The sequence below is a fragment of the Pedobacter sandarakinus genome (assembly GCF_026240095.1).
GTDB classification, from domain to species: Bacteria; Bacteroidota; Bacteroidia; order Sphingobacteriales; family Sphingobacteriaceae; genus Pedobacter; species Pedobacter sandarakinus.
On sequence record NZ_JAPIVG010000001.1, the window covers coordinates 146,236 to 166,597 of the forward strand.

General features: G+C 40.2%; 15 protein-coding genes. 5 read left to right on the top strand and 10 right to left on the bottom strand.

The annotated features are described in order from the left end of the window. The first annotated feature begins 176 nt into the window (after positions 1-176). The 3 genes from OQ268_RS00600 (at position 177) to OQ268_RS00610 (ending at position 5,092) form a co-directional block, all read left to right on the top strand. The gene (locus tag OQ268_RS00600) at positions 177-2,048 is read left to right on the top strand and encodes a DEAD/DEAH box helicase (RefSeq protein WP_265854119.1); all 1,872 of its coding nucleotides are present in this window, start codon (positions 177-179) and stop codon (positions 2,046-2,048) included. A gap of 258 nt (positions 2,049-2,306) precedes the next feature. Then, entirely contained in the window at positions 2,307-3,893 is a 1,587-nt protein-coding gene (bshC, locus tag OQ268_RS00605; protein ID WP_265854120.1) for a bacillithiol biosynthesis cysteine-adding enzyme BshC, read from the top strand. A gap of 113 nt (positions 3,894-4,006) precedes the next feature. After that, positions 4,007-5,092 carry an Ldh family oxidoreductase gene (locus OQ268_RS00610; RefSeq protein ID WP_265854121.1) on the top strand — a complete coding sequence of 362 codons (1,086 nt, stop codon included), beginning with the start codon at positions 4,007-4,009 and terminating at the stop codon, positions 5,090-5,092. 91 nt (positions 5,093-5,183) lie between these two features. Here OQ268_RS00610 and lepB read toward each other — a convergent pair whose 3' ends face one another. Genes lepB through OQ268_RS00635 form a run of 5 tightly spaced genes read right to left on the bottom strand, consistent with a single transcriptional unit; the run spans position 5,184 to position 9,620 of the window. Further along, entirely contained in the window at positions 5,184-6,374 is a 1,191-nt protein-coding gene (gene lepB, locus OQ268_RS00615) for a signal peptidase I (RefSeq protein WP_265854122.1), read from the bottom strand. A 51-nt stretch (positions 6,375-6,425) separates the two neighbouring features. Then, the gene (dapB, locus tag OQ268_RS00620; protein ID WP_265854123.1) at positions 6,426-7,160 is read right to left on the bottom strand and encodes a 4-hydroxy-tetrahydrodipicolinate reductase; all 735 of its coding nucleotides are present in this window, start codon (positions 7,158-7,160) and stop codon (positions 6,426-6,428) included. Between the two features lie 5 nt (positions 7,161-7,165). Beyond that, complete coding sequence (locus OQ268_RS00625; RefSeq protein WP_265854124.1) at positions 7,166-7,900, bottom strand: DUF5683 domain-containing protein; 735 nt, start codon at positions 7,898-7,900, stop codon at positions 7,166-7,168. Continuing rightward, positions 7,900-8,808, bottom strand: a complete 909-nt coding sequence (locus tag OQ268_RS00630; RefSeq protein WP_265854125.1) for a ParB/RepB/Spo0J family partition protein — start codon at positions 8,806-8,808, stop codon at positions 7,900-7,902. Before OQ268_RS00630 ends, OQ268_RS00625 begins: the two co-directional genes overlap by 1 nt. An 8-nt stretch (positions 8,809-8,816) precedes the next feature. Next, on the bottom strand, positions 8,817-9,620 hold the full coding sequence (locus OQ268_RS00635; RefSeq protein WP_265854126.1) for a ParA family protein: 804 nt from the start codon (positions 9,618-9,620) through the stop codon (positions 8,817-8,819). Positions 9,621-9,801: 181 nt separating this feature from the next. On the opposite strand from OQ268_RS00635, the gene OQ268_RS00640 reads away from it, so the two are divergent. Then, the gene (locus tag OQ268_RS00640; protein WP_265854127.1) at positions 9,802-10,323 is read left to right on the top strand and encodes an NADPH-dependent FMN reductase; all 522 of its coding nucleotides are present in this window, start codon (positions 9,802-9,804) and stop codon (positions 10,321-10,323) included. Between the two features lie 12 nt (positions 10,324-10,335). Here OQ268_RS00640 and OQ268_RS00645 read toward each other — a convergent pair whose 3' ends face one another. Continuing rightward, a complete protein-coding gene (locus OQ268_RS00645; RefSeq protein WP_265854128.1) occupies positions 10,336-11,412 on the bottom strand; it encodes a DUF2891 domain-containing protein in 1,077 nt (358 codons plus the stop codon). A 40-nt stretch (positions 11,413-11,452) separates the two neighbouring features. After that, the gene (locus OQ268_RS00650; protein ID WP_265854129.1) at positions 11,453-11,905 is read right to left on the bottom strand and encodes a substrate-binding domain-containing protein; all 453 of its coding nucleotides are present in this window, start codon (positions 11,903-11,905) and stop codon (positions 11,453-11,455) included. 46 nt (positions 11,906-11,951) lie between these two features. Here OQ268_RS00650 and OQ268_RS00655 point away from each other — a divergent pair, with 46 nt between their 5' ends. Then, complete coding sequence (locus OQ268_RS00655; RefSeq protein WP_265854130.1) at positions 11,952-13,586, top strand: ABC transporter substrate-binding protein; 1,635 nt, start codon at positions 11,952-11,954, stop codon at positions 13,584-13,586. Here OQ268_RS00655 and OQ268_RS00660 read toward each other — a convergent pair. The 3 genes from OQ268_RS00660 to OQ268_RS00670 form a co-directional block, all read right to left on the bottom strand. Next, positions 13,583-15,652 (bottom strand): S9 family peptidase, encoded by a 2,070-nt coding sequence (locus OQ268_RS00660; protein ID WP_265854131.1) that lies wholly within the window; start codon positions 15,650-15,652, stop codon positions 13,583-13,585. The genes OQ268_RS00655 and OQ268_RS00660 overlap by 4 nt on opposite strands. A gap of 81 nt (positions 15,653-15,733) precedes the next feature. Further along, entirely contained in the window at positions 15,734-17,167 is a 1,434-nt protein-coding gene (locus OQ268_RS00665; protein WP_265854132.1) for a SusD/RagB family nutrient-binding outer membrane lipoprotein, read from the bottom strand. A gap of 10 nt (positions 17,168-17,177) precedes the next feature. Continuing rightward, positions 17,178-20,303, bottom strand: a complete 3,126-nt coding sequence (locus OQ268_RS00670; protein WP_265854133.1) for a SusC/RagA family TonB-linked outer membrane protein — start codon at positions 20,301-20,303, stop codon at positions 17,178-17,180. Between the last annotated feature and the right edge of the window lie 59 nt (positions 20,304-20,362).

Here is a 20,362-nt window from a genome sequence, read left to right on the forward strand (position 1 = left end):
GGGAACTATCCGAGCTGAAGTTGCGCTTCTTAACAACTGTAAACTAAAACGGCCTTACATACATATTGCTAAATAGTTAATTTACAATTTATTAAGATAAAAACTATTTACCTGACTACCTGTAAAATACGAAATAAAAAGCGTACCTTTGCGGCTCAATTAAAAATAAAAGACGAATGACAAACCCATTTCAATTATTGGGGATAAGTGATGACGTCGTTAATGCCGTAAAAGAGCTTGGATTTGAAACTCCAACGCCTATTCAGGAGCAAAGTATTCCTGTACTGTTAGAAGGCACTAATGATTTTGTTGGTTTGGCCCAAACAGGAACAGGAAAAACAGCCGCATTTGGTTTGCCGCTGTTAGAACTAATCGATTTTAAAGTAAATAAACCGCAGGCACTTATTTTATGCCCAACGCGTGAGTTATGCTTGCAAATCGCTAACGACCTTAAAAACTTTTCTAAAAACATTGCTAATGCAAACGTAGTTGCCGTTTACGGTGGTGCTAACATTATGCAACAACTACGTGAAATACGCCAAGGCGTTCAAATCGTAGTGGCCACGCCCGGCCGCATGCTAGATATCATTGGCCGTAAGGCGATTGATTTTTCTAATGTTAAATATGTTGTGCTTGATGAAGCTGACGAGATGTTAAACATGGGTTTCCAGGATGACATCAACGACATTTTATCGACTACACCTGATGACAAAAAAACCTGGTTATTCTCGGCAACCATGCCTGCAGAAGTTCGCCGTATTGCTAAAAAATACATGAACGAGCCTGTAGAATTAACCATGGGCACAAAAAATACAGGTAACGTAAACATCGAACACGAATATTATATTGTTCGTGCACGTGATAAATATGCTGCATTAAAACGTATTGTAGATTTTAACCCTGAAATTTTTGCCGTTGTATTTTGTAAAACCAAATTGGATACACAAGATGTTGCCGAGCACTTAATTAAAGATGGTTACAATGCTGATGCTTTACATGGCGATTTATCGCAACAACAACGTGATAAAGTAATGCAACGTTTCCGTGAGCGTAACATGCAATTACTTATTGCTACCGATGTTGCCGCCCGTGGTATTGATGTAAATAATGTAACACACGTAATTAACTATTCTTTACCTGATGAAATTGAAAGTTATACCCACCGTTCTGGCCGTACTGGTCGTGCGGGAAAAACTGGTATCTCGATTTGTATCATCAACTCTAAAGAACTAGGAAAAATCCGCCAGTTGGAGCGCATTATTGGTAAACAATTTACCAAAGCAGAATTGCCGACAGGCTTTGATGTTTGCGAGAAACAATTGTTTTCTTTAGTACATAAAGTACATAATGTAGAGGTTAACGAAGAGCAAATTGACCAGTACATTCCTCGTATTATGGATGAATTTAAAGATTTATCTAAAGAGGATGTAATTAAACGTTTTGCTTCGTTAGAGTTTAACCGTTTCTTGGAATACTATTCTAAAGCACCTGATTTAAATGCTGCAGTTGGCGACGATCGTGGTGATAGAGGCGAAAGAAGTGGACGCGGACGTGGTAGTGAAGGGTATACACGTTTGTTTATTAACTTAGGATCTGTAGATGAGTTTACCCGTGGCGATATGTTATCATTTATCTGTAACAACGGTAAAATTGGTGGCAAAAGCGTTGGTAAGATCGATCTGAAAGGTGTTTTCTCTTTCTTTGAAGTAGAAGATGATGTTGCTGATAAAGTTTTCGAAGGATTTAAATCTGTAGAATTTAACGGCAGACAAGTGCGCATCGAAAAAAGTGGAGATGGTGGCAGAGAAGGTGGTGAAAGACGCGGTGGCGGAGAAAGACGTAGCGGTGGCTTCGGCGGTGAACGCAGAGGTGGCGGTGGCGGTGGTTTCCGTGGCGGCGACAGAAGATCATCTGGTGGTAGTGGAAGACGTGAAGGCGGTAGTCGTGATGGTGGTGGTTTCAGAGATTTCTCTGGCCGTAGCCGTGAAGACAAAGGTGGCGCTGGTCGCAGAGAAGGTGGAAGTGGCGAACGCCGCAAAAAGTGGTAAATCACTAAACCAAATATATTATAGGCCGTCGCGACATTCGCGACGGCTTTTTTGCTTTAAAAAAGAATACTACGAAGATCAGTTATCTGCAGAGTCGACTTCGGCATGCCGAAAATAAATTGGCAAACTTATCGTTCTGCGCTTGTTGTTTTCTCAAACATCTACAGGGATATGGAAGCAACGTAAAAATTATTTAACTTTTGTAAAATAGTTATTCACCTTTATGATTATCCTTAAATTGCAGTACTTTCGCTAATTATGCAGGCAAAATACATATCCTATCAGGAGACAGGGTCGTTTTCTAAACTGGTTGTAGATTATATCAATAACGAAGAAAGCTTACAAAGTTTTTATAGTTACCGGCCTGACATGGAGGGTTTATCTAAAGCCATTGAAAAACGAAATTTTTTGGGCAATAGAGATACACTAGTCCAGGTATTGAAAACCCAATACGAGCACTTAACGCCAAATAAATCGGTAGGTAAGAATATTGAGCTATTAGGTTTAGATAATACGTTTACCGTAACTACTGGTCACCAATTAAACTTATTTACGGGCCCGCTGTATTTCATATACAAAATTGTAACTGCTATAAACTTAGCTATCGAGTTGAAGATGGCCCACCCAGATAAAAATTTTGTTCCTGTTTATTGGATGGCTACCGAAGATCATGATTTTGAAGAGATTAATCATGTCAGTGTTGATGAGAAAAACATCAGCTGGATTCAGCATACCAATGGTGCAACCGGAAGGTTAAGCACAAAAACCGTAGCCGCTGCCGTTACTGCATACAAAGGGTACCTGGGCATTTCTAAAAACGGTAAACATATCGCTAAATTAGTTGAAAAGGCTTATCTAGAACATGATAATTTGGCTGATGCTACACGATACCTGGTAAACAAACTTTTCGAAAAGTATGGTTTAGTCATTGTTAATGCCGATGATGTTGCGTTGAAAAGAATCTTTAGCGACATTATTACTGATGATATTATAGCCCATCATAGCGCCAAAAATATAGAAAGAAGTTCGCAACAACTAGAAGCATTAGGTTACAAAACGCAAGTAAATGGCAGGGATATCAATTTTTTCTATTTGAAAGAAAACCTGCGTGAACGTTTAATTTTCGAACAGAACCGATATCTTGTTAACCATACAGAGATTAGTTTTTCTGAGGATGAACTGCGCCAGGAAATAGAAGATCATCCTGAACGGTTTAGCCCAAATGTGGTGATGCGCCCAATGTACCAGGAAGTAATTTTACCCAACATCGCCTACATTGGTGGCGGTGCCGAGGTAGCATACTGGATGCAATTGAAGGCAAATTTCGATTATTATAAGGTAGATTTTCCGGTACTGCTACTCCGTAATTCTGCTTTGCTTATAGATAAACGAAGTGCAGAGAACTTGTATAGATTAGGTTTTGCTTTAGAAGATATATTCTTACCTGTAGATACCCTGAAGAGTTTATGGGTGAGAAAGAACTCAACGGCGCAATTAAGCTTAGCCGACGAAACGAGGGCGATAAATAGCATCTTCGATCAGATAAAATTAAACGCTTACAAGATAGATAAGACCCTTTCGGTTTCTACCGATACGGCAAAGCAAAAAACTAATCGTTTATTGCAAAATTTAGAAAAGAAATTATTCAGGGCAGAGAAGCGTAAGCATGAAATGGCTTTAGTGCAGATAGAAAATGTAAAGAACAGACTTTTTCCTAATGGAACCATGCAGGAAAGAACACTTAACATTGCTCCGATGTATGTAAATTATGGTGAAGATTTTCTTTCCTCTTGTATTGAGAACTTTGAACCGCTAGGTGGCGACTTTACTTTGCTTTTGCCGTGAGCGCCAACAAACTTACAGACCAAAGCTGAAGCTGCGAGGGTTAAGACTAAAGCTTCGAGGCGACACTGGGGTAGTTTCTGCCAGCAATAATATATTTAATACAGCACATCAACATGAACTTCATCACGCTTACTGAAACAAATCTTCGAAATTTTACCCAAAGTGTTTTTAAAAAAATGGGTTGTTCTGATGCACATGCGAAGCTAGCAACTGATGTATTAATCAGATCAGATTTACGGGGGATAGATTCGCACGGTGTGGCCAGGCTGAGTGGCTACATTAGACTCTGGGAAAAACAAAGAATAAATGCAACGCCAGACATTAAGATAATACATGAGACTGCAACTACAGCAACTGTTGATGGCGATGCCGGTTTAGGCCTGGTAGTTGCTCCTTTTGCCATGCAGGTGGCCATTGAAAAAGCAGAAAAATATGGCACAGGTTGGGTATCAGTGAAAAACTCCAACCATTTCGGAATTGCTGGTTACCATGCTTTAATGGCTGTAGAAAAAGATATGATCGGGATAAGCATGACCAATGCCAGCCCGCTGGTAGCGCCAACTTATGCTAATGAACGCTTACTTGGTACAAACCCCATGTGCTATGCGTTTCCGGCAGGCAAATATCCTCCGGTAGTTATAGATATGGCTACATCTGCTGCTGCAAATGGTAAACTGGAAATTGCACAGCGGGCCAATAAATCGATACCTGATGGTTGGGTTCAGGATAAAACAGGTAAGGGTTCTATCGATCCAAATGAATTGAAAAATGGTGGGTCGTTATTGCCATTGGGCAGCGATAAAGATCATGGCAGCCATAAAGGATATGGGCTTGGGGCAACGGTAGATATTTTATCAGCAGTGCTCTCCGGGGCAAATTACGGACCCTGGGTACCACCCTTTGTATCCTTTTTAGAGCCCTCTCAAAATCCAGTCGGCGAGGGTTTAGGTCACTTTTTCGGAGCCATGAGTGTTGCTGGTTTTCGCCCTGCAGATGAATTTAAAGCTCATCTGGATAACTGGATAGAACGTTTTAAAAATGCGAAAACGGTAGCACCTGACAAGCAGGTAATTATTCCTGGAGAACCAGAATACAATTTTGAACAAGAAAGAAGGTTACATGGCATTCCGTTAATTGATGTTGTAATTAACGACTTGAATGAACTTGCTGCTCATTTGCAAATAGACAAATTAATTTGATGTTAGCTCGAATGGCCGAGCTTAACCCCCCAACAGAAAAAGCGTCTCGATAGTTATACCGAGACGCTTTTTGCCTTTTAGGCAACAGTGACTAGTGAATACCTCTAAACAACCGACTCCAACGAATCTTGTTAAAGAAAGAAGCTTCGCCATCCCAACTCATCCAAATAAATAATGCTTTGCCCACAATATGATCTTCTGGCACGAAACCCCAATAGCGAGAGTCGGCAGAATTATGGCGGTTATCACCCATCATCCAATAATAATTCATTTTGAAAGTGTAGCTGGTGGCGGGTTTATCATTAATATACCATACGCCAGCTTTTTGCTCTACTTTATTTCCTTCGTAGGTACGAATAGCACGGTAGTAAAGCGGCATGGTATTGCTATCAATAGCAACGGTCCATCCCTTCGCAGGAATTTTTATTGGCCCGAAGTTGTCTCTGTTCCAAACCCGTTTTGGGTCGTGAGGGAATATCCCACCTGGCTCATCACCAGCCGGATCGGGGCTCATCACTACAGATTTTACAAAATCCAGCGTTTTTAATTTTTCTACAATTTCTGTTGATGCATTTACGATATAGGTATTTGCCGCAACAGCCGGACTGCTTCCCAGCTCAAGTTTGTATTCATCTAAGGCGGAGTAATTGAAATCCATCGTTTTGAATTCAATACGATAGGGCATCATACCGGTACTTTTAATAGGCTCGGGTTTACCATTCACACTCACCACACCGGCACTCATGGTAATTACATCGCCAGCAATACCAATACAGCGTTTAATGTAATTTTCACGTTTATCAACCGGTCTATCTACAATTGTATAAGTGCTTCTTACAGCCTCTCTCCCACTCATTCGCTCCAAATCATAGTAACTGGCATCTTGTTTTTCCAATGCAACAGTATCACCTTCGGGAAAGTTAAAAACTACCACGTCATTTCTTTTAATATCTGATAAGCCCGGCAAACGATGATATTTCCATTGTACCCCGTCCCAGTAAGCTTTCGTGCCTGTTATGGGCATGGTATGGTGTGCAAAAGGAAATGCCACAGGCGTCATTGGAATTCTTGCACCATAATTTACCTTACTTACGAAGAGGAAATCGCCAATCAACAATGAACGTTCCATCGACCCAGATGGGATGGTATAAGCTTCGATGAAAAAGACACGGATAATCGTAGCCGCTACAACTGCAAATACAATTGCGTCTACCCATTCGCGGGTTTTGGTTTTTTTCTTCTTAGTGGCATCATTCTTCTTCTGCCAGAATTTATAATTCATATATTTTATTTTTTGTAAACGATTTAAACCAAACCGAAAACCATTATCTGCTTATTCAAAAATATCAGTAATACTGAAAAATCCTTTTTTATTCTTTAACCATTCTGCAGCAACAACAGCACCCAATGCAAATCCTGCCCTGCTATGTGCAGTATGTTTAATTTCAATTTCATCTACTTCGCTACTATAAATTACAGTATGCGTACCGGGTATATTTTCAATGCGATGAGATTCAATAAGTAACTGATCTGCCTTTGGAAACAGCTCTATATCTGTACCCACCACCTCATTCAGCCACTCCGTTTTTCTATCCAAATGGTCTACAATACCTTCTGCAATGGTAATAGCCGTACCACTCGGTGCATCTAGCTTTTGTGTATGATGAATTTCTTCAACTTGCACCTCATACGCCGGATAATTATTCATTAACTTGGCTAATGTTTGGTTTAGTTTAAAGAACAAATTAACGCCAATACTGAAATTAGACCCATAGAGAAGGGTATTGTTACTAATGTTACAATCGTTTTTCACTTCCTGCAGTTTGCCATACCAACCGGTTGTACCCACTACAACCGGAACATTGGCATCAAAACATGCACTGATGTTTGATAATACAGCATCAGGAGTGCTAAAATCTATCGCTACATCTGCAACTTTCAAGTTTTGCCTGGTTAAATCTGCCAGATTATCTATCGCTATTTTTAAAACAATCTCATGACCACGTTCAAGCGCAAATTTTTCTATAATCTGCCCCATTTTACCGTAACCTAAAAGCGCTATTTTCATATCTGTTAAAATGTTAGTGAGAACTTTAACGCTGGCGTAGCGTTAAAACCATAAATGGTGTTATTGCCTATAATAGAGGGGTTAACATTGAACGTTAGGTTATCATCGATATTAAAGAAATGCAATCTTGCAGCTACATAAGCATCGACAACATTAGCAATATAAACCAACCCATAAGAGAATAAAACAATCTGGGAGTTTCGCTTAAAAATATCTTTATTTCCTAAAATACCAGCAGTATCATACCGCTGAAGCGCGGGATTAGGGGCAAAATTACCAACACGATCTGCAGGTTGCAGTTGACGCGACTGCCCCTCTTTCAAGAAAATATTATAGTTCTTCCTGCTTTCGATATATGAAAGCGTAAGCGCTGTGATACCGCCATAAATAGCTACGATTTTGCTGGATGTATAAATTTTCTGTAAGGTTTGGCTTTTGCCTGCCCTGGTTCCATAACCGTCATTTAACAATTGCATGTTGTACAATTGTCCCCAACCAGGAATAATCATTGATCGGTAAACCGCCTTTCTTCCTGCTACTTTCCCTGGATTTACATACCTTGCTTTTGCAGAATCTCTACGCGTCATCACCTTCGGCGAATCTACTTTTAAGGGCCTTAAATTACTGTTTTTAAGCGTATCGGTTTGTTTCAATAGCGAATCTTTTACCTGTGCAGATGCCAGGCTTACAAGAAATGTCGTAAACAAAGAAAGAAGTACTAAAGGCCTAATGATACGCATTACCAGTCGAGAAGTTCTAAGATTCTATTAAGGTCGTCATCGCTCATAAAAGGAATTTCTATGGCACCCTTACCATTCTGCGTAACCTTCAACTTTACTCTGGTAGCAAACTTGGAAGCCAAATCATCTTGAAGTTTCTGGTATTGGAATGACACGCCACCGACTTTCTGATTACCTGCAGCTTTCAATGGTAAATGCTGCAGATTTCTTACCAATTCCTCAACTTTTCGAACCGATAGTCCTTTGTCTAAAATTTCCTGATGGATAAACAGTTGCTTGTCTACACCATCCACATTAATAAGTGCTCTAGCATGACCCATAGAAATTTTTTGATCGCGGATAGATGCCTGGATAGCGGGCGGAAGCTTTAGAAGGCGAAGATAATTGGTAACGGTAGTGCGGTTCTTACCAACACGCTCGCCAAGTTGCTCTTGTTTTAGTCCCACTTCATCAATCATGCGCTGAAAGCTTAGTGCAACCTCAATTGCATTTAAATTTTCGCGTTGAATATTTTCAATCAGTGCCATCTCCAACATTTGTTGGTCGTTTGCACTGCGAATATATGCCGGTACTTGCGTTAACCCAGCGAGTTTTGACGCCCTAAACCTACGTTCGCCGGAAATAAGCTGGTATTTATTAGCGGCAATTTTTCTTACCGTAATGGGCTGAATTAAACCCTGTACTTTAATGGAATCTGCGAGTTCATTTAAAGCCACCTGATCAAACTCTGTACGTGGTTGATATGGATTGGTTTCAACTTCAGTTAAATTAACATGGCTAATGTTACCAACCTGTTCCGTTTCGCTTACAGCATTTACTTGCTGCTTCGGCGGATGAGCAGATTCGCTATCATCTAAAAGCGCACTTAACCCTCTTCCTAATCCTGTTTTTCGCTGAAAAGATGTCATTTATTGATTTATAAAGTTGCAGTATCTATGTTTTCTTCTTCCTTAAGCAAGCCGTTTTTCTTTACAATTTCGCGGGCGAGGTTAAGGTAATTGATGGCGCCTTTACAGTTTGCATCATGCATAATAACTGATACACCATAACTAGGAGCTTCACTTAAACGCGTATTTCGCTGAATGATGGTATCGAATACCAGTTCGTGGAAATGTGTTCTTACCTCTTCTACAACTTGATTTGATAACCTCAAACGTACATCGTACATGGTTAATAAAATACCTTCTATTTCTAAGGCCGGATTTAAACGGTTTTGTACAATTTTAATTGTATTTAGCAATTTTCCTAAACCTTCAAGAGCGAAATATTCGCACTGTACCGGAATGATTACAGAATCGGCAGCTGTTAAGGCATTAATGGTTATCAAACCCAAAGATGGAGAACAATCGATGATAATGAAATCGTACTCATCTTTTATCTTCTCTAACACCGCTTTCATTTTATATTCGCGGTTGTTAAGGTTTATCATTTCAATTTCGGCACCAACAAGGTCGATATGTGCCGGCAATAAGTCTAAATTTGGAGTATCAGTTTTCTGAATAGCCTTTAACGGATCGATATCATTGATGATACATTCGTAAATACTGTCTTTAATGTTTCGGGGATCAAAGCCAATGCCTGATGTTGAATTGGCTTGAGGATCAGCATCTACCAAGAGAGTTCTGTATTCTAATACGGCTAAACTCGCCGCCAGGTTTATAGATGAAGTTGTTTTACCAACACCACCTTTTTGATTTGCTAATGCAATAATTTTGCTCATCTATCTTTCCGAAATTTACTTAACGTTTACTTGGGCGTTACTTGTTTATGCGTCTTAATTGACAAAAAGTGCTATTTTTGCCTAGTTTACGGCCTTTTTCTCAATCAGCTAAGATACAAACTATATGGCAATTTTAGCAACAAGGGCTTTTGGGTTTTACACATCTTATTAACAATTACGCATGATTACAATTATAGCTGCCACCAACAGACCCAATAGCAATACGTTAAAAGTTGCTAATTATTACCAGCAACAACTAAATCTGAAGGGAGTTAATTCTAATGTATTCAGTTTAATGCATTTACCAGTAGATGTCCTTAATACGGATATGTTTGGCAAAAGATCGGAAGATTTCCAGAAGATACAGGACCTAATCTCCGAAACTGACAAGTTTATTTTTGTAATGCCAGAATATAATGGAAGTTTCCCGGGAGTATTGAAAGTATTAATCGATGCCTGCAATTTCCCTGAAAGCTTCTACAACAAGAAGGCCGCTTTGGTTGGTATTTCTTCAGGCAAATATGGCAATATCAGAGGGGTTGACCATTTTACTGGGGTTTGCCACTACATTCACCTGAATGTTCTGCCGTTAAGAATTCATATCCCCAACATCAAGCAGGAATTAGATGGCGAGGGAAACCTGATCCAAGAAGATACCATCAAATTCACTCATGAACAGATGGATAAATTTATCAACTTTTAACAACTATTGATCCTACTTTTCTAGGGCATAAACTGCAAAAGATGCCAGCCAGTGGTCGCCGCCATAGTTGCCTGCAAAAACAAGCGGCAAAGCATTAGATAAAAATTTATCAGCCGTTAGCTCAAAATGCTTTTTTAATTTATGGCTTGCGGGTAAATCTTTGGCGATCCCTTTCATACACCATGCCCTGGTGAAGGACAGCCCCACCAGGTGTACGCCCTGATAGTCGTTAATATCGCTGATAACTGGCAAATCGCTAATTCGGTCAATACTATTTTTCTCGTAAAAGCGATTAAACCAATGCACAAAGTCTGCATTTAATAGCACCCTACGCATCAAGTCGGCAATTTCTAAGCTTGGCGAAAAGAAATCAGAACCATCTGGTTCTAAATAAGCCGGGGTTTTTGCGTTGTCTAAGTAGAATGCCTTAGCTTTTTCCTTTATCTGCTCTTCGAAGGAAGTATCTTTCATTGTGCTTGCCCAGTCTAATGCAAATACCAAACCGAAAGCGGTATTCGGATGTACCCCTGTTCGGTTAGGATAGGTTTGTTTTGGAAGATAGGCTTTCCATAACTTTAAGATCTGTGCTGTTAATGGTTGTAAAGCCTGGTGCCATCTTTTGGCATTTGGGTTATCCCAAGTATAAAGCTCTTGGTCCAGTTTAAGCAGCCATGCCCAACCGTAGGTCCGTTCATAAGTATTAGCAACCTCGTATTTAGTAAAATAATTGGCTTCGGCTTGCATTTTTTCGGGAGAAAAAGTTTTATTAAGCTGATCAATTATCTCACGCTCATTTGTTAGCCCAGGAATGGTTTTGAGCAGGCGGACCAGCATCCAATGCCCGTGAACAGCGCTATGCCAATCTAAACAGCCATAAAATGCAGGATGCAATTCACTGGGCAGTAATCGTCCATCCACCGCGGTATTGGCAACATGCGAAGTCTTATTAGGAAATTCTTGAACGATACAGCCAAGTGGCATTTTAGAAAGCTTTACCGCAATCTCCGGTGTAAGCTTTGGCGCTTGTGCAAGCAAACCCTGGCTAAGCAGCACTAATATAAATACCGAAACAAACTTCTTTATTATCATATGTTTAAAGATCAAATATTGAATAAAAGGCTTACACGTTCTAAGCTCCAAATCTAATCCATTTATCACCCTCGTGACCGAAAATAAAGGAACCGGGATGCAGCATTTCGGCCAGATCTTCAACCAAAGCAACCGCATTCTCTGCAGTTCTTTCGCGGGTTATATCATCATTCAATAAAATAATTCGGTTATTATTTACTGCCTGCCAATCGGGGTTTAAAACAGCAGGCACTTCCCTCATCAAATCAGTTAACGTTTTACCAGGCTCATAGTAGATAATAAAAACAGCACTCATGATATCCGATTCAACCATTCCACCAGCCAGTGAAATCTCCTCGTTAAGATTGTAGCTTACATTATTGTTCACATTCAATAAAGCAACAGGTACTTTATCCATAAATTTAATCTTATGCGTAACAATATCCAGGCGTTCTTGCAAATCCTCTACATTTGTAGCTTCAGCTGAGATAAATAAATCGTTTAAAAAAGACATCTGCATTAAATTTATTAATTTGTGCAAAAATAACAATCCTTATTGCATGCAAGCTTCATTTAGAGATAAATTTTGGATTTTTTGTATCATTCTTTTGGCTTCCTGCAAGGGAGTTACTGATGACGGCAACAAAAAAACCTTCAATATCAATTTAGATCAGGGTTTAACTTCAATGGATCCGGCCTTTGCCCGTAACCAGAACGCAATTTGGATGACTAACCAGATTTTTAACGGACTGCTACAGGTTGATTCAAATTTACAGGCGGTTGCCTGCATCGCGAAGAAATGGCAGGTATCTTCAGACGCACTAACATACACTTTCAACCTTCGCAATGACGTTTATTTCCACGATGACCCCATTTTCGAAAATGGCAAGGGCAGGAAAGTGGTAGCCAGTGATTTCGCCTATAGTTTTTACAGGCTAATTGATCCGAAAGTTGCCTCCTCTGGTGGGTGGATCTTTAGCGATAAAGTGAAAGACGAGCATAGTTTCATCGTACTAAATGACTCTACCTTTCAAATTAAGCTTGCTAAACCCTTCCCCCCTTTCCTCAATCTCCTGACAACACAATATTGCTCTGTTGTACCGAAAGAAGTTGTTGAGCACTATGGAAAAGATTTTAGAAGTCACCCTGTTGGTACTGGTCCTTTTAAGTTTAAGTACTGGAAAGAAGGTGAGATCTTGGTATTACTTAAAAATGAAAACTATTGGGAACAGGATAAGGATGGTACAAAATTGCCGTATCTGGATGCGGTGAAAGCAACATTTATTACCGACAAGCAGAGTGGCTTTATGAGTTTTTTGAAGAAAGACTTGGATTTTTATTATAATGTAGATGGAAGCTACCGCGATGATATTTTGACCAAAAGCGGTAAGATGGTTTCTAAGTATAAATCGAAATTTAAGTTGACCAAAAGCCCCTATTTGTGCACCGAATATGTAGGTATTTTGGTAGATACGAATTTAGCATTGGTAAAAAAATCGCCACTAAAAATAAAGAAAATCCGACAGGCAATTAATTACGCCATTGATAGAGATAAGCTGATTAGGTATTTGAGAAATGGAATAGGGATTGCAGCCACTTCTGGTTTTGTGCCCAAGGGCATGCCTGGGTTCGATAGTGTGGCTGTTCGTGGCTACGCATACAACCCTAAGTTATCAGAAAAGCTACTTGTAGAGGCAGGTTACCCACAGGGTAAAGGTTTACCAGAAATTACTTTGAATACAACCACCACCTACAAAGACTTGATAGAGTTTATCCAGGGAGAGCTTACGAATATCGGTATTAAGGTAAAAATTGATGTAAGCCCAAGTGCCAGTCTGAGAGATTTAATGTCGAAAAACAGCGTAAATTTTTTCCGTGGATCATGGCTTGCCGATTATGCAGATGGAGAAAACTTTCTTTCGATGTTTTATTCGAAAAACAAAGTACCCAACGGACCAAATTACTTTGCATTTTACAACAAGGAATTTGACCGGCTTTTTGAGCAAAGTTATTACGAAACTGACAGTGAAAAACGCTTTCAGCTGTATCGAAAAATGGATCAGATGGTAATGGATTATTCCCCAGTTGTACCACTCTTTTATGATCAATCTGTTGTGATGCTACAAAATAATATTAGCGGCTATAATTTTAATGCTTTAAGCTTAATGATCTTAAAGGAAATTAAGAAAAGCTAGTTCTTCATCAATTTTCTTTTTAAAAAATCTGCAGTAGCTTCACTTACCTTTACGGCATTAGAAAATTTCATCCAGTGGTGCGTATCATCTGGAATCGCTAAAAATTCAAAGTCGAACTTTTTATCTTCAAATCGTTTGGCCAAGTCAACGGTCTGGTTAAATGCTACATTTCGATCATCGTCTGCATGGATAAGTAATGTTGGCGAGGTCCAAGTTTTAAGATAATAAATAGGAGATGAAGTTTCAGCAATATGGGCGGCCAATTCGGCATCGGGTGCCTTTGCGTCTGGTACGGAACTGAAGCGGTTATTTACACCATGAATATCTACGCCTGCAGCAAATAATTTGGAATTCCTTCCAAGAGCCAATGCTGTTAAATAGCCACCATAGGAGCCGCCATAGATTCCAATCCTATTTCGATCGATATTTGGCTGAGAGGCCAACCATTCTCCTGCGGCTTTAACATCCAGGTATTCAGAAGCCCCCTGTGCCCCGGCTTTTAAAGGTTTATGAAAATCGTAGCCATAACCAAGCCCCAACCGATAATTTACAGACAAAACGGTGAAGCCCATGCTTACCAGATATTGATTCAAGGCATAATCGATGGAATAGTAGTCCATGGTACTCCAGCCCAGGTACATTTGCCTTTGTGGGCCACCATGTACATACACAATTGCCGGGCTATTTTTAGTCTTTTTTAGCGGTTCGAATAGCTGACCATAAACCTGCTGTCCATCTGCGGCTTTAAAACGAACATGTTTAGGGGCAACAAGCTGTTCCATCGGAAATTCCTTTGGCATCAGTGTTTCTCCTATTAGCTTTATGGTCTTTGAAGCTATTTTTGCCGGTAGTAATGGGCGTTGGGCAGTAGCGCTCAAGCAAAATAGATCATTATCATTATTTGCCATAACCGGAAAAGCTTCGATTCCATTGCCACTAGTTAGCGCCTGCATGTTTCCATTGTCAACAGCTACTTTGTAAATATGTCTTCGGTCTACATCTGCTAAATCCTTGCCCGCATTTGCTGCAAAAATTAATGTTTTTTTATCGTTACTCAGTTTAATATTCTCTACTGCGAAATTGCCGGGGGTGAGCAACATACGTTTAGACCCGTCGCTATCCATGGCATATAAGTGTGGCCATCCGTCTTCATAAGAAGTAAAAATAATTTTACCATTTGCCCACGCCAAGTTTGCGCCCCCCTCAATAGAAGGATACGATCCTCGCAGGGTTTCAGGTGCCTTCCAGATTTGCTTGCCCATGCCAGAGGCTACATTTACCGTCAAAATTGCCCAGGGCTGATGTTTCTTAGCGAGAATTGAATCGGCTTCGCCACCACTACCTTGCATACGAACGAAAGCAATCTCTTCATTATCCGGAGACCATACCGGAGCACTATCTTTAGAAAATGCAGGCATTAGCCATTGAATTGGCGTTACCTGATCAGAATAAATTCCAATGTATGAGTGGTCTGTTCGGTTACAAACAAAAGCTATTTTTTTTCCATCTGGTGAATACTTATATGCTGAATTTATGCCTTTTGCGTAGAATAGGTTTTTAGCGGTCGATGAACCGTCAATGGGCACCGATTTAATTTGTCCTGAGGTAGCAAAAATCACTGTTTTACTATCAGGCGAAATAACTGGTTGGTCTCCTTCGCCCAAAGCAATCATTTCCCCACCGATATAAGGTTGTGCAAACACTTGCATTTTAGGGGCTACTGGCGAAGAGTTAGCATTTACAGGTCCGCCGTCTCTACCGCCATGATCTCCTCCCCTCACAAAAACTACCCACTTTCCATCGGCAGAAATAGATAAACTGGTGAGTTCCTGGCCATCATCATCACTAAAACTAGTAACCTTTTTTGCTGAATAATCTGGAGCTTCGGCAACATAAATATTTCTTTTACCTTGCTCATTACAAGCCCAGGCAATTTTCCCATCAGTTGGGGATGCTACCAATTGAGTTGGAAAAGGATAACTTAAAACTGACTTTATTGAAAATGATTGCCCAATAGCCGGGCTTAGTGATGAGAACAACAAAAATATAAATAGCGCCTTTTTCATTGCTTAAGTTTGCAAGTTAATCTGAAAAAAGCCCTTACCATAAATTTGGAAAGGGCTGTTAGGTAATTGGTTAATTGCGGGTTATTGATCCCACCACAACTTGGTAGTTCTTGGTACTTCAGCAGGAACGTTCGACCCATTTTTACTTCTCTCTCCTTGCGGATAATCATTTCTACGAATAAAATCTGGTAATGTAGCGTTCACCGGAAGTGTAAAGTCTTTGTATTTATAATCGTAGCGACGGGCATCATTCCAAGCTTCGGGATTTAGATATGTGGCTACATACTTTTCTTTAAAAATAAGGTCTTTGGTAAGAGCCGTAGCGCCAACTGATACACGTGGGTCTGCAAGGTAAGCAGCTTTGTCTGCAGCAGCAACCTGAAATTTATCCATATTAGCAGAGATGGCTGCTAAATAGGCATTATAAGAACGGGTTTTATCTGTTGCGAATGCAGCTTCGGCCTCTATAAATTTCATCTCCGCATAGGTTGCTATAAAAATTGGAGAAGTTGGGGCGGTCCAGGTAGAATTTACGGATATATAAGATTCATCTTTAACGGTGTTAGCGCCAGGAAGCCTGTTTCCGGCCCCATTAACTGTTCCTATATAAACATTATTGATGGTTTTATCTGTTATTTTAGCAATTCTAGGATCAAGAAGCCCGTAAGTAGTTCCATTTAAATGATCAATCAATTGTTCGGAAAGCCAGCCACCTAATGATTGAGATGCATTACTGATTGCCACACTTGCCCAAAAGTTTCTAATGCTGAAAGTAGCCATTTGAGCATCTTCAGCATTTGATGCAAAGGAGTTGCTAACTGCCGTTAAAACATTGGCTGGGTTGTAAGTGCTTGTTTTGCTCACCTTATTTAGCAAACGTGCTTTTAAGGCATAGGCAAATTTTAGCCAGTTTGCCCGTTCGTTGGCACCAGTTGTTCCGTAAATTAAATCGCTGGTTGCAGCAAGTTTAACTGTAGCATTGGTTTTTGAAAGTTCAACAATTGCTTCATCTACCAGCGCCATAGTTTGGTTATACACTTCTTGGGCAGAATCGTACTTTGGAAAAAAAACGGAGGTATTAAATGCTTCAGAAAATGGTGCAGCGCCCCATAAATCATTCACCATAATTAAGTTATAGGCTATAAGTACATCGGCAACGCCTTTGTATTCACTCGAGCCTTGAGTAACTGCCATTTTTTTCATTTCATTAGCATCGGCCATGGCGAAATACAGGGCATCCCAGGTTCCACTGAAATCAATAGACTGATAAGTATCGCCAGCTCCCGCAGCAGCTGGATTTGCAGTGTATTGAACGTACGGAACTATTGTGCTTGCAACATTATAGTTATTAACGCCTGCTTTACTCGTAGAGGTAGCGAGTAATGAAGCCAACGTGGGCGTAGTTACCTGGTTTGGGTTTTTCGCAACGTCATCAAAATAACTGTCTTTACAACTTTGAAAAGTTACGCTTGCCATCAACGCTGACAACATGGTATATTTTAAAATCTTTTTCATCATCATCAAATTAAAAACCAACGTTTAGTGAAAACAAAATTGTGCGGGCTGTAGGATAGGTAAATCCAGCAGACCCGTCATTATTACTGCCTGCATCATACGAACTTGATTCTGGATCTACACCGTAATATTTTGTCCAAAGCCACAGGTTATTTCCCGTAACTGCAACCGAGGCGGATCTGATGGCCTTTTTAGGCAACCAGTTTGTTGGCAAGGCATAGCTTAAACTTGCAGAGCGCAAGCGTACCCAAGAAGCATCTGTTACAAACGGTTCTGACACGTTTCTATAAAACCTACGGTAATATCCTTCACCATAATCAACTCCGTCTGGACCAAAACGTTGACCTAGCCAAACTTGTTTGGTATTTGGTGTACCGTTGGCAAGGAAACCCTCGAAAGTTTTGAATGACCGCCTATCGGCAGTGTAATCAGGCAAACCAAAAGCCGAATAAAAATCTTCTAACCAGTTGTATTTCTCAAACCCTAGACGGGCATCGAATAGCACATTCAGACTAAATCTTTTATAACTGAAATTATTGCTCATTCCAACCACATAATCTGGCTGCGAATTACCTAAAATTCTTTGTGTACCACCCGAAATACTCGGGAAACCATCTGCACTAATCAGAAGGGGCAAGTTTTTATCTAAGAAATTAGGATCTAGCGGCTGACCACCTGTGTATCGATTAAAAAATGAGCCATAGATATTGCCGAATGATTCACCCTGAACCAACTTCATCGTTACCCCAGCATTTCCATAACCCCTTGCTGCACCGTAGATAATATCTGTTGGCAGGTAGAGAATTTTATTCCTGTTAGCAGATACATTCAAATTAACCCCCCATTTAAAATCCTTATTGTCAATCGGCTTCGCATTTATCACTAGCTCAACACCTCGGTTACGGATGTTTCCAGCATTTATTGAAGTGGTAACGTATCCGGTAGCCGATGTAATTTGAGCCTGGATAATCTGATCTTTACTTAATGAGTAGTAATAAGTAAAATCAAACCCTAAACGGCCCTTGAAGAAAGACATCTCCAAGCCAGTTTCATAAGTATTGGTAAATTCTGGGCGAAGGTTTGGGTTACCGAGGTTAGAAGCCAACGTTAAACCAGTTGTTCCGGTAGGCAAACCTCCATAGGTTCCAAATCCAGAGGAAGTTCCTGCGTAAGTTGGTGCATCTTTACCGAGTTTAGCATAGGATAATCTCAATTTAGCCTGGCTAATTACTTCGGGAAGTTTAAATTGATCTGAAAAAACATAGCTAATACTTGCTGATGGATAAAAGAAAGAACGGTTTTCTTTAGATAAAGTAGAAGTGATATCGTTTCTCCCTGTCAACGTTAAAAACAGGTAGTTTTTATAATCGAAGGTTGCCTCTCCAAAATAACCTACCAGTCTTTTTTGAATGATGGATTGAGACACTGAAACAACTTTCGAGTTAGCTAAATTAAAAAAGTTATAAATACTTAGCTGACTACCCAGGGTACCAATGTTTTTTGTTCTGCCATCGTAAGTTTCTTGCCCCAATCTTAATGTTGCATTCAGGTCTGGAAATATTTTACTAGTTAGCGTCGCAATAAAAGTTCCGTTTAAGCTCCTAAACTTTGAATTGTATTCACCATAGAATCCCTGGTCATTATCATAAACCTGTTCCCCTGCAATGCCCATTGGGCCAGGTGCAGTTCTTACCCTGTTATCGTTGTAAGTATCTAATCCAAATCTATAAGAAAAATTTAACCACTTGGTGGGTTCGTAGGTTAGTGCCGCACCGCCAATAAAGCGATTAACATCGCCTTTTAATTGATTGGTTAATGTTCCCCAGATTGGGTTGTTGGTTCCAATATACTTTTGCGTCCCATTTTCATTTATGTAATCGGCAACATCATAACGCGGCGACCAATATGCCAAACTTTCTCCAAATCTATCGGCACTGTAGGTGTAGCCACCCGAATTGCTAAAGTTCATGTTTACTGAAGCCTTTAACTTTGGGCTAATGGTAACATCTGTATTCAACCTTGCCGCTAAGTTTTTGTAATCGGTATTTGGCATCATACCTTTCTGATAAAACTGCGAAACCGAAGAGAAAAATTTTACGACCTCACTGCCGCCAGCAACAGACACCGAATTCTTAACCTGCTGGCCAGTTCCAAAGGCACGATCGTAGTTATCATAAAGTTGATCTGGATGAGTTGGATCTAGTAACTTAGCTTCGGCAATGGTTGGTCCCCAGGCTGGTCCGATTCCACTAGGTGGGTTTGCATAAACCCCTAAAACCCCTTGTGTATATTCTGTTTGTACGGCAGGCTTTTTTAAAACCTCATCTACTCCAAAACTACTGCTAAAGTTGATGTTTAAGCCACCTGCTTTACCTTTCTTGGTTGTTATTACTACCACACCATTAACACCTCTTAATCCATACAAGGCGGTTGCAGCACCACCTTTTAAAATGTTAATAGTTTCAATATCCTCTGGATTAATGTCTGAAGCTCGGTTACTAACTCCTCTGGCACCATACGCAGTTCCGCCAGGATTAGCACCCAATGTAGATGTTGAGTTGTCAATCTGTACACCATCAATTACATAAAGCGGATCGCTTGGGATGCTCGGGTCAATTGAGTTTACCCCACGAATTCTTATATTAGCACCCTGACCCGGACCACCACCCATGCTGGAAATTGTTGCGCCGGCAACTTTCCCTTGAAGTGCATTGATTAAGTTGGGTTGCTTATTAAAATTTAAATCCTCGCTATTTACCTGTTGGGCAGCATAACCAAGCGATCTTGCCTGCCTGTTAATGCCCAATCCGGTAGAGACGGTGACCTCTTCCAGCTGTTGAGAATCAGTAATCAGATTTACGCTCAACGTGGTTCTGTTCCCAACGATAATTTCTTGTGTTTTGTATCCAATTAAACTCACAACTAAAATTGAATTGGATGAAGGAACCTGGAGAGAAAAGTTACCATTCCCATCGGTCGAGGCTCCGGTATTTGTACCTTTTAATTTAATCGTTGCCCCTGGTAATGGACCTCCGTCATCTGAAGTGATTCTTCCTGTTATAGTCTTTACCTGAGCCACTACAGAAAGCCCGGTTAAAACACACAGAAAAAAGAGTAATGTAAAAATTTTTCTCATATCTCTATCGTTTAGGTTAAGGAATTAGTTTACTGCAATATATGCTTTTTACCCATAAA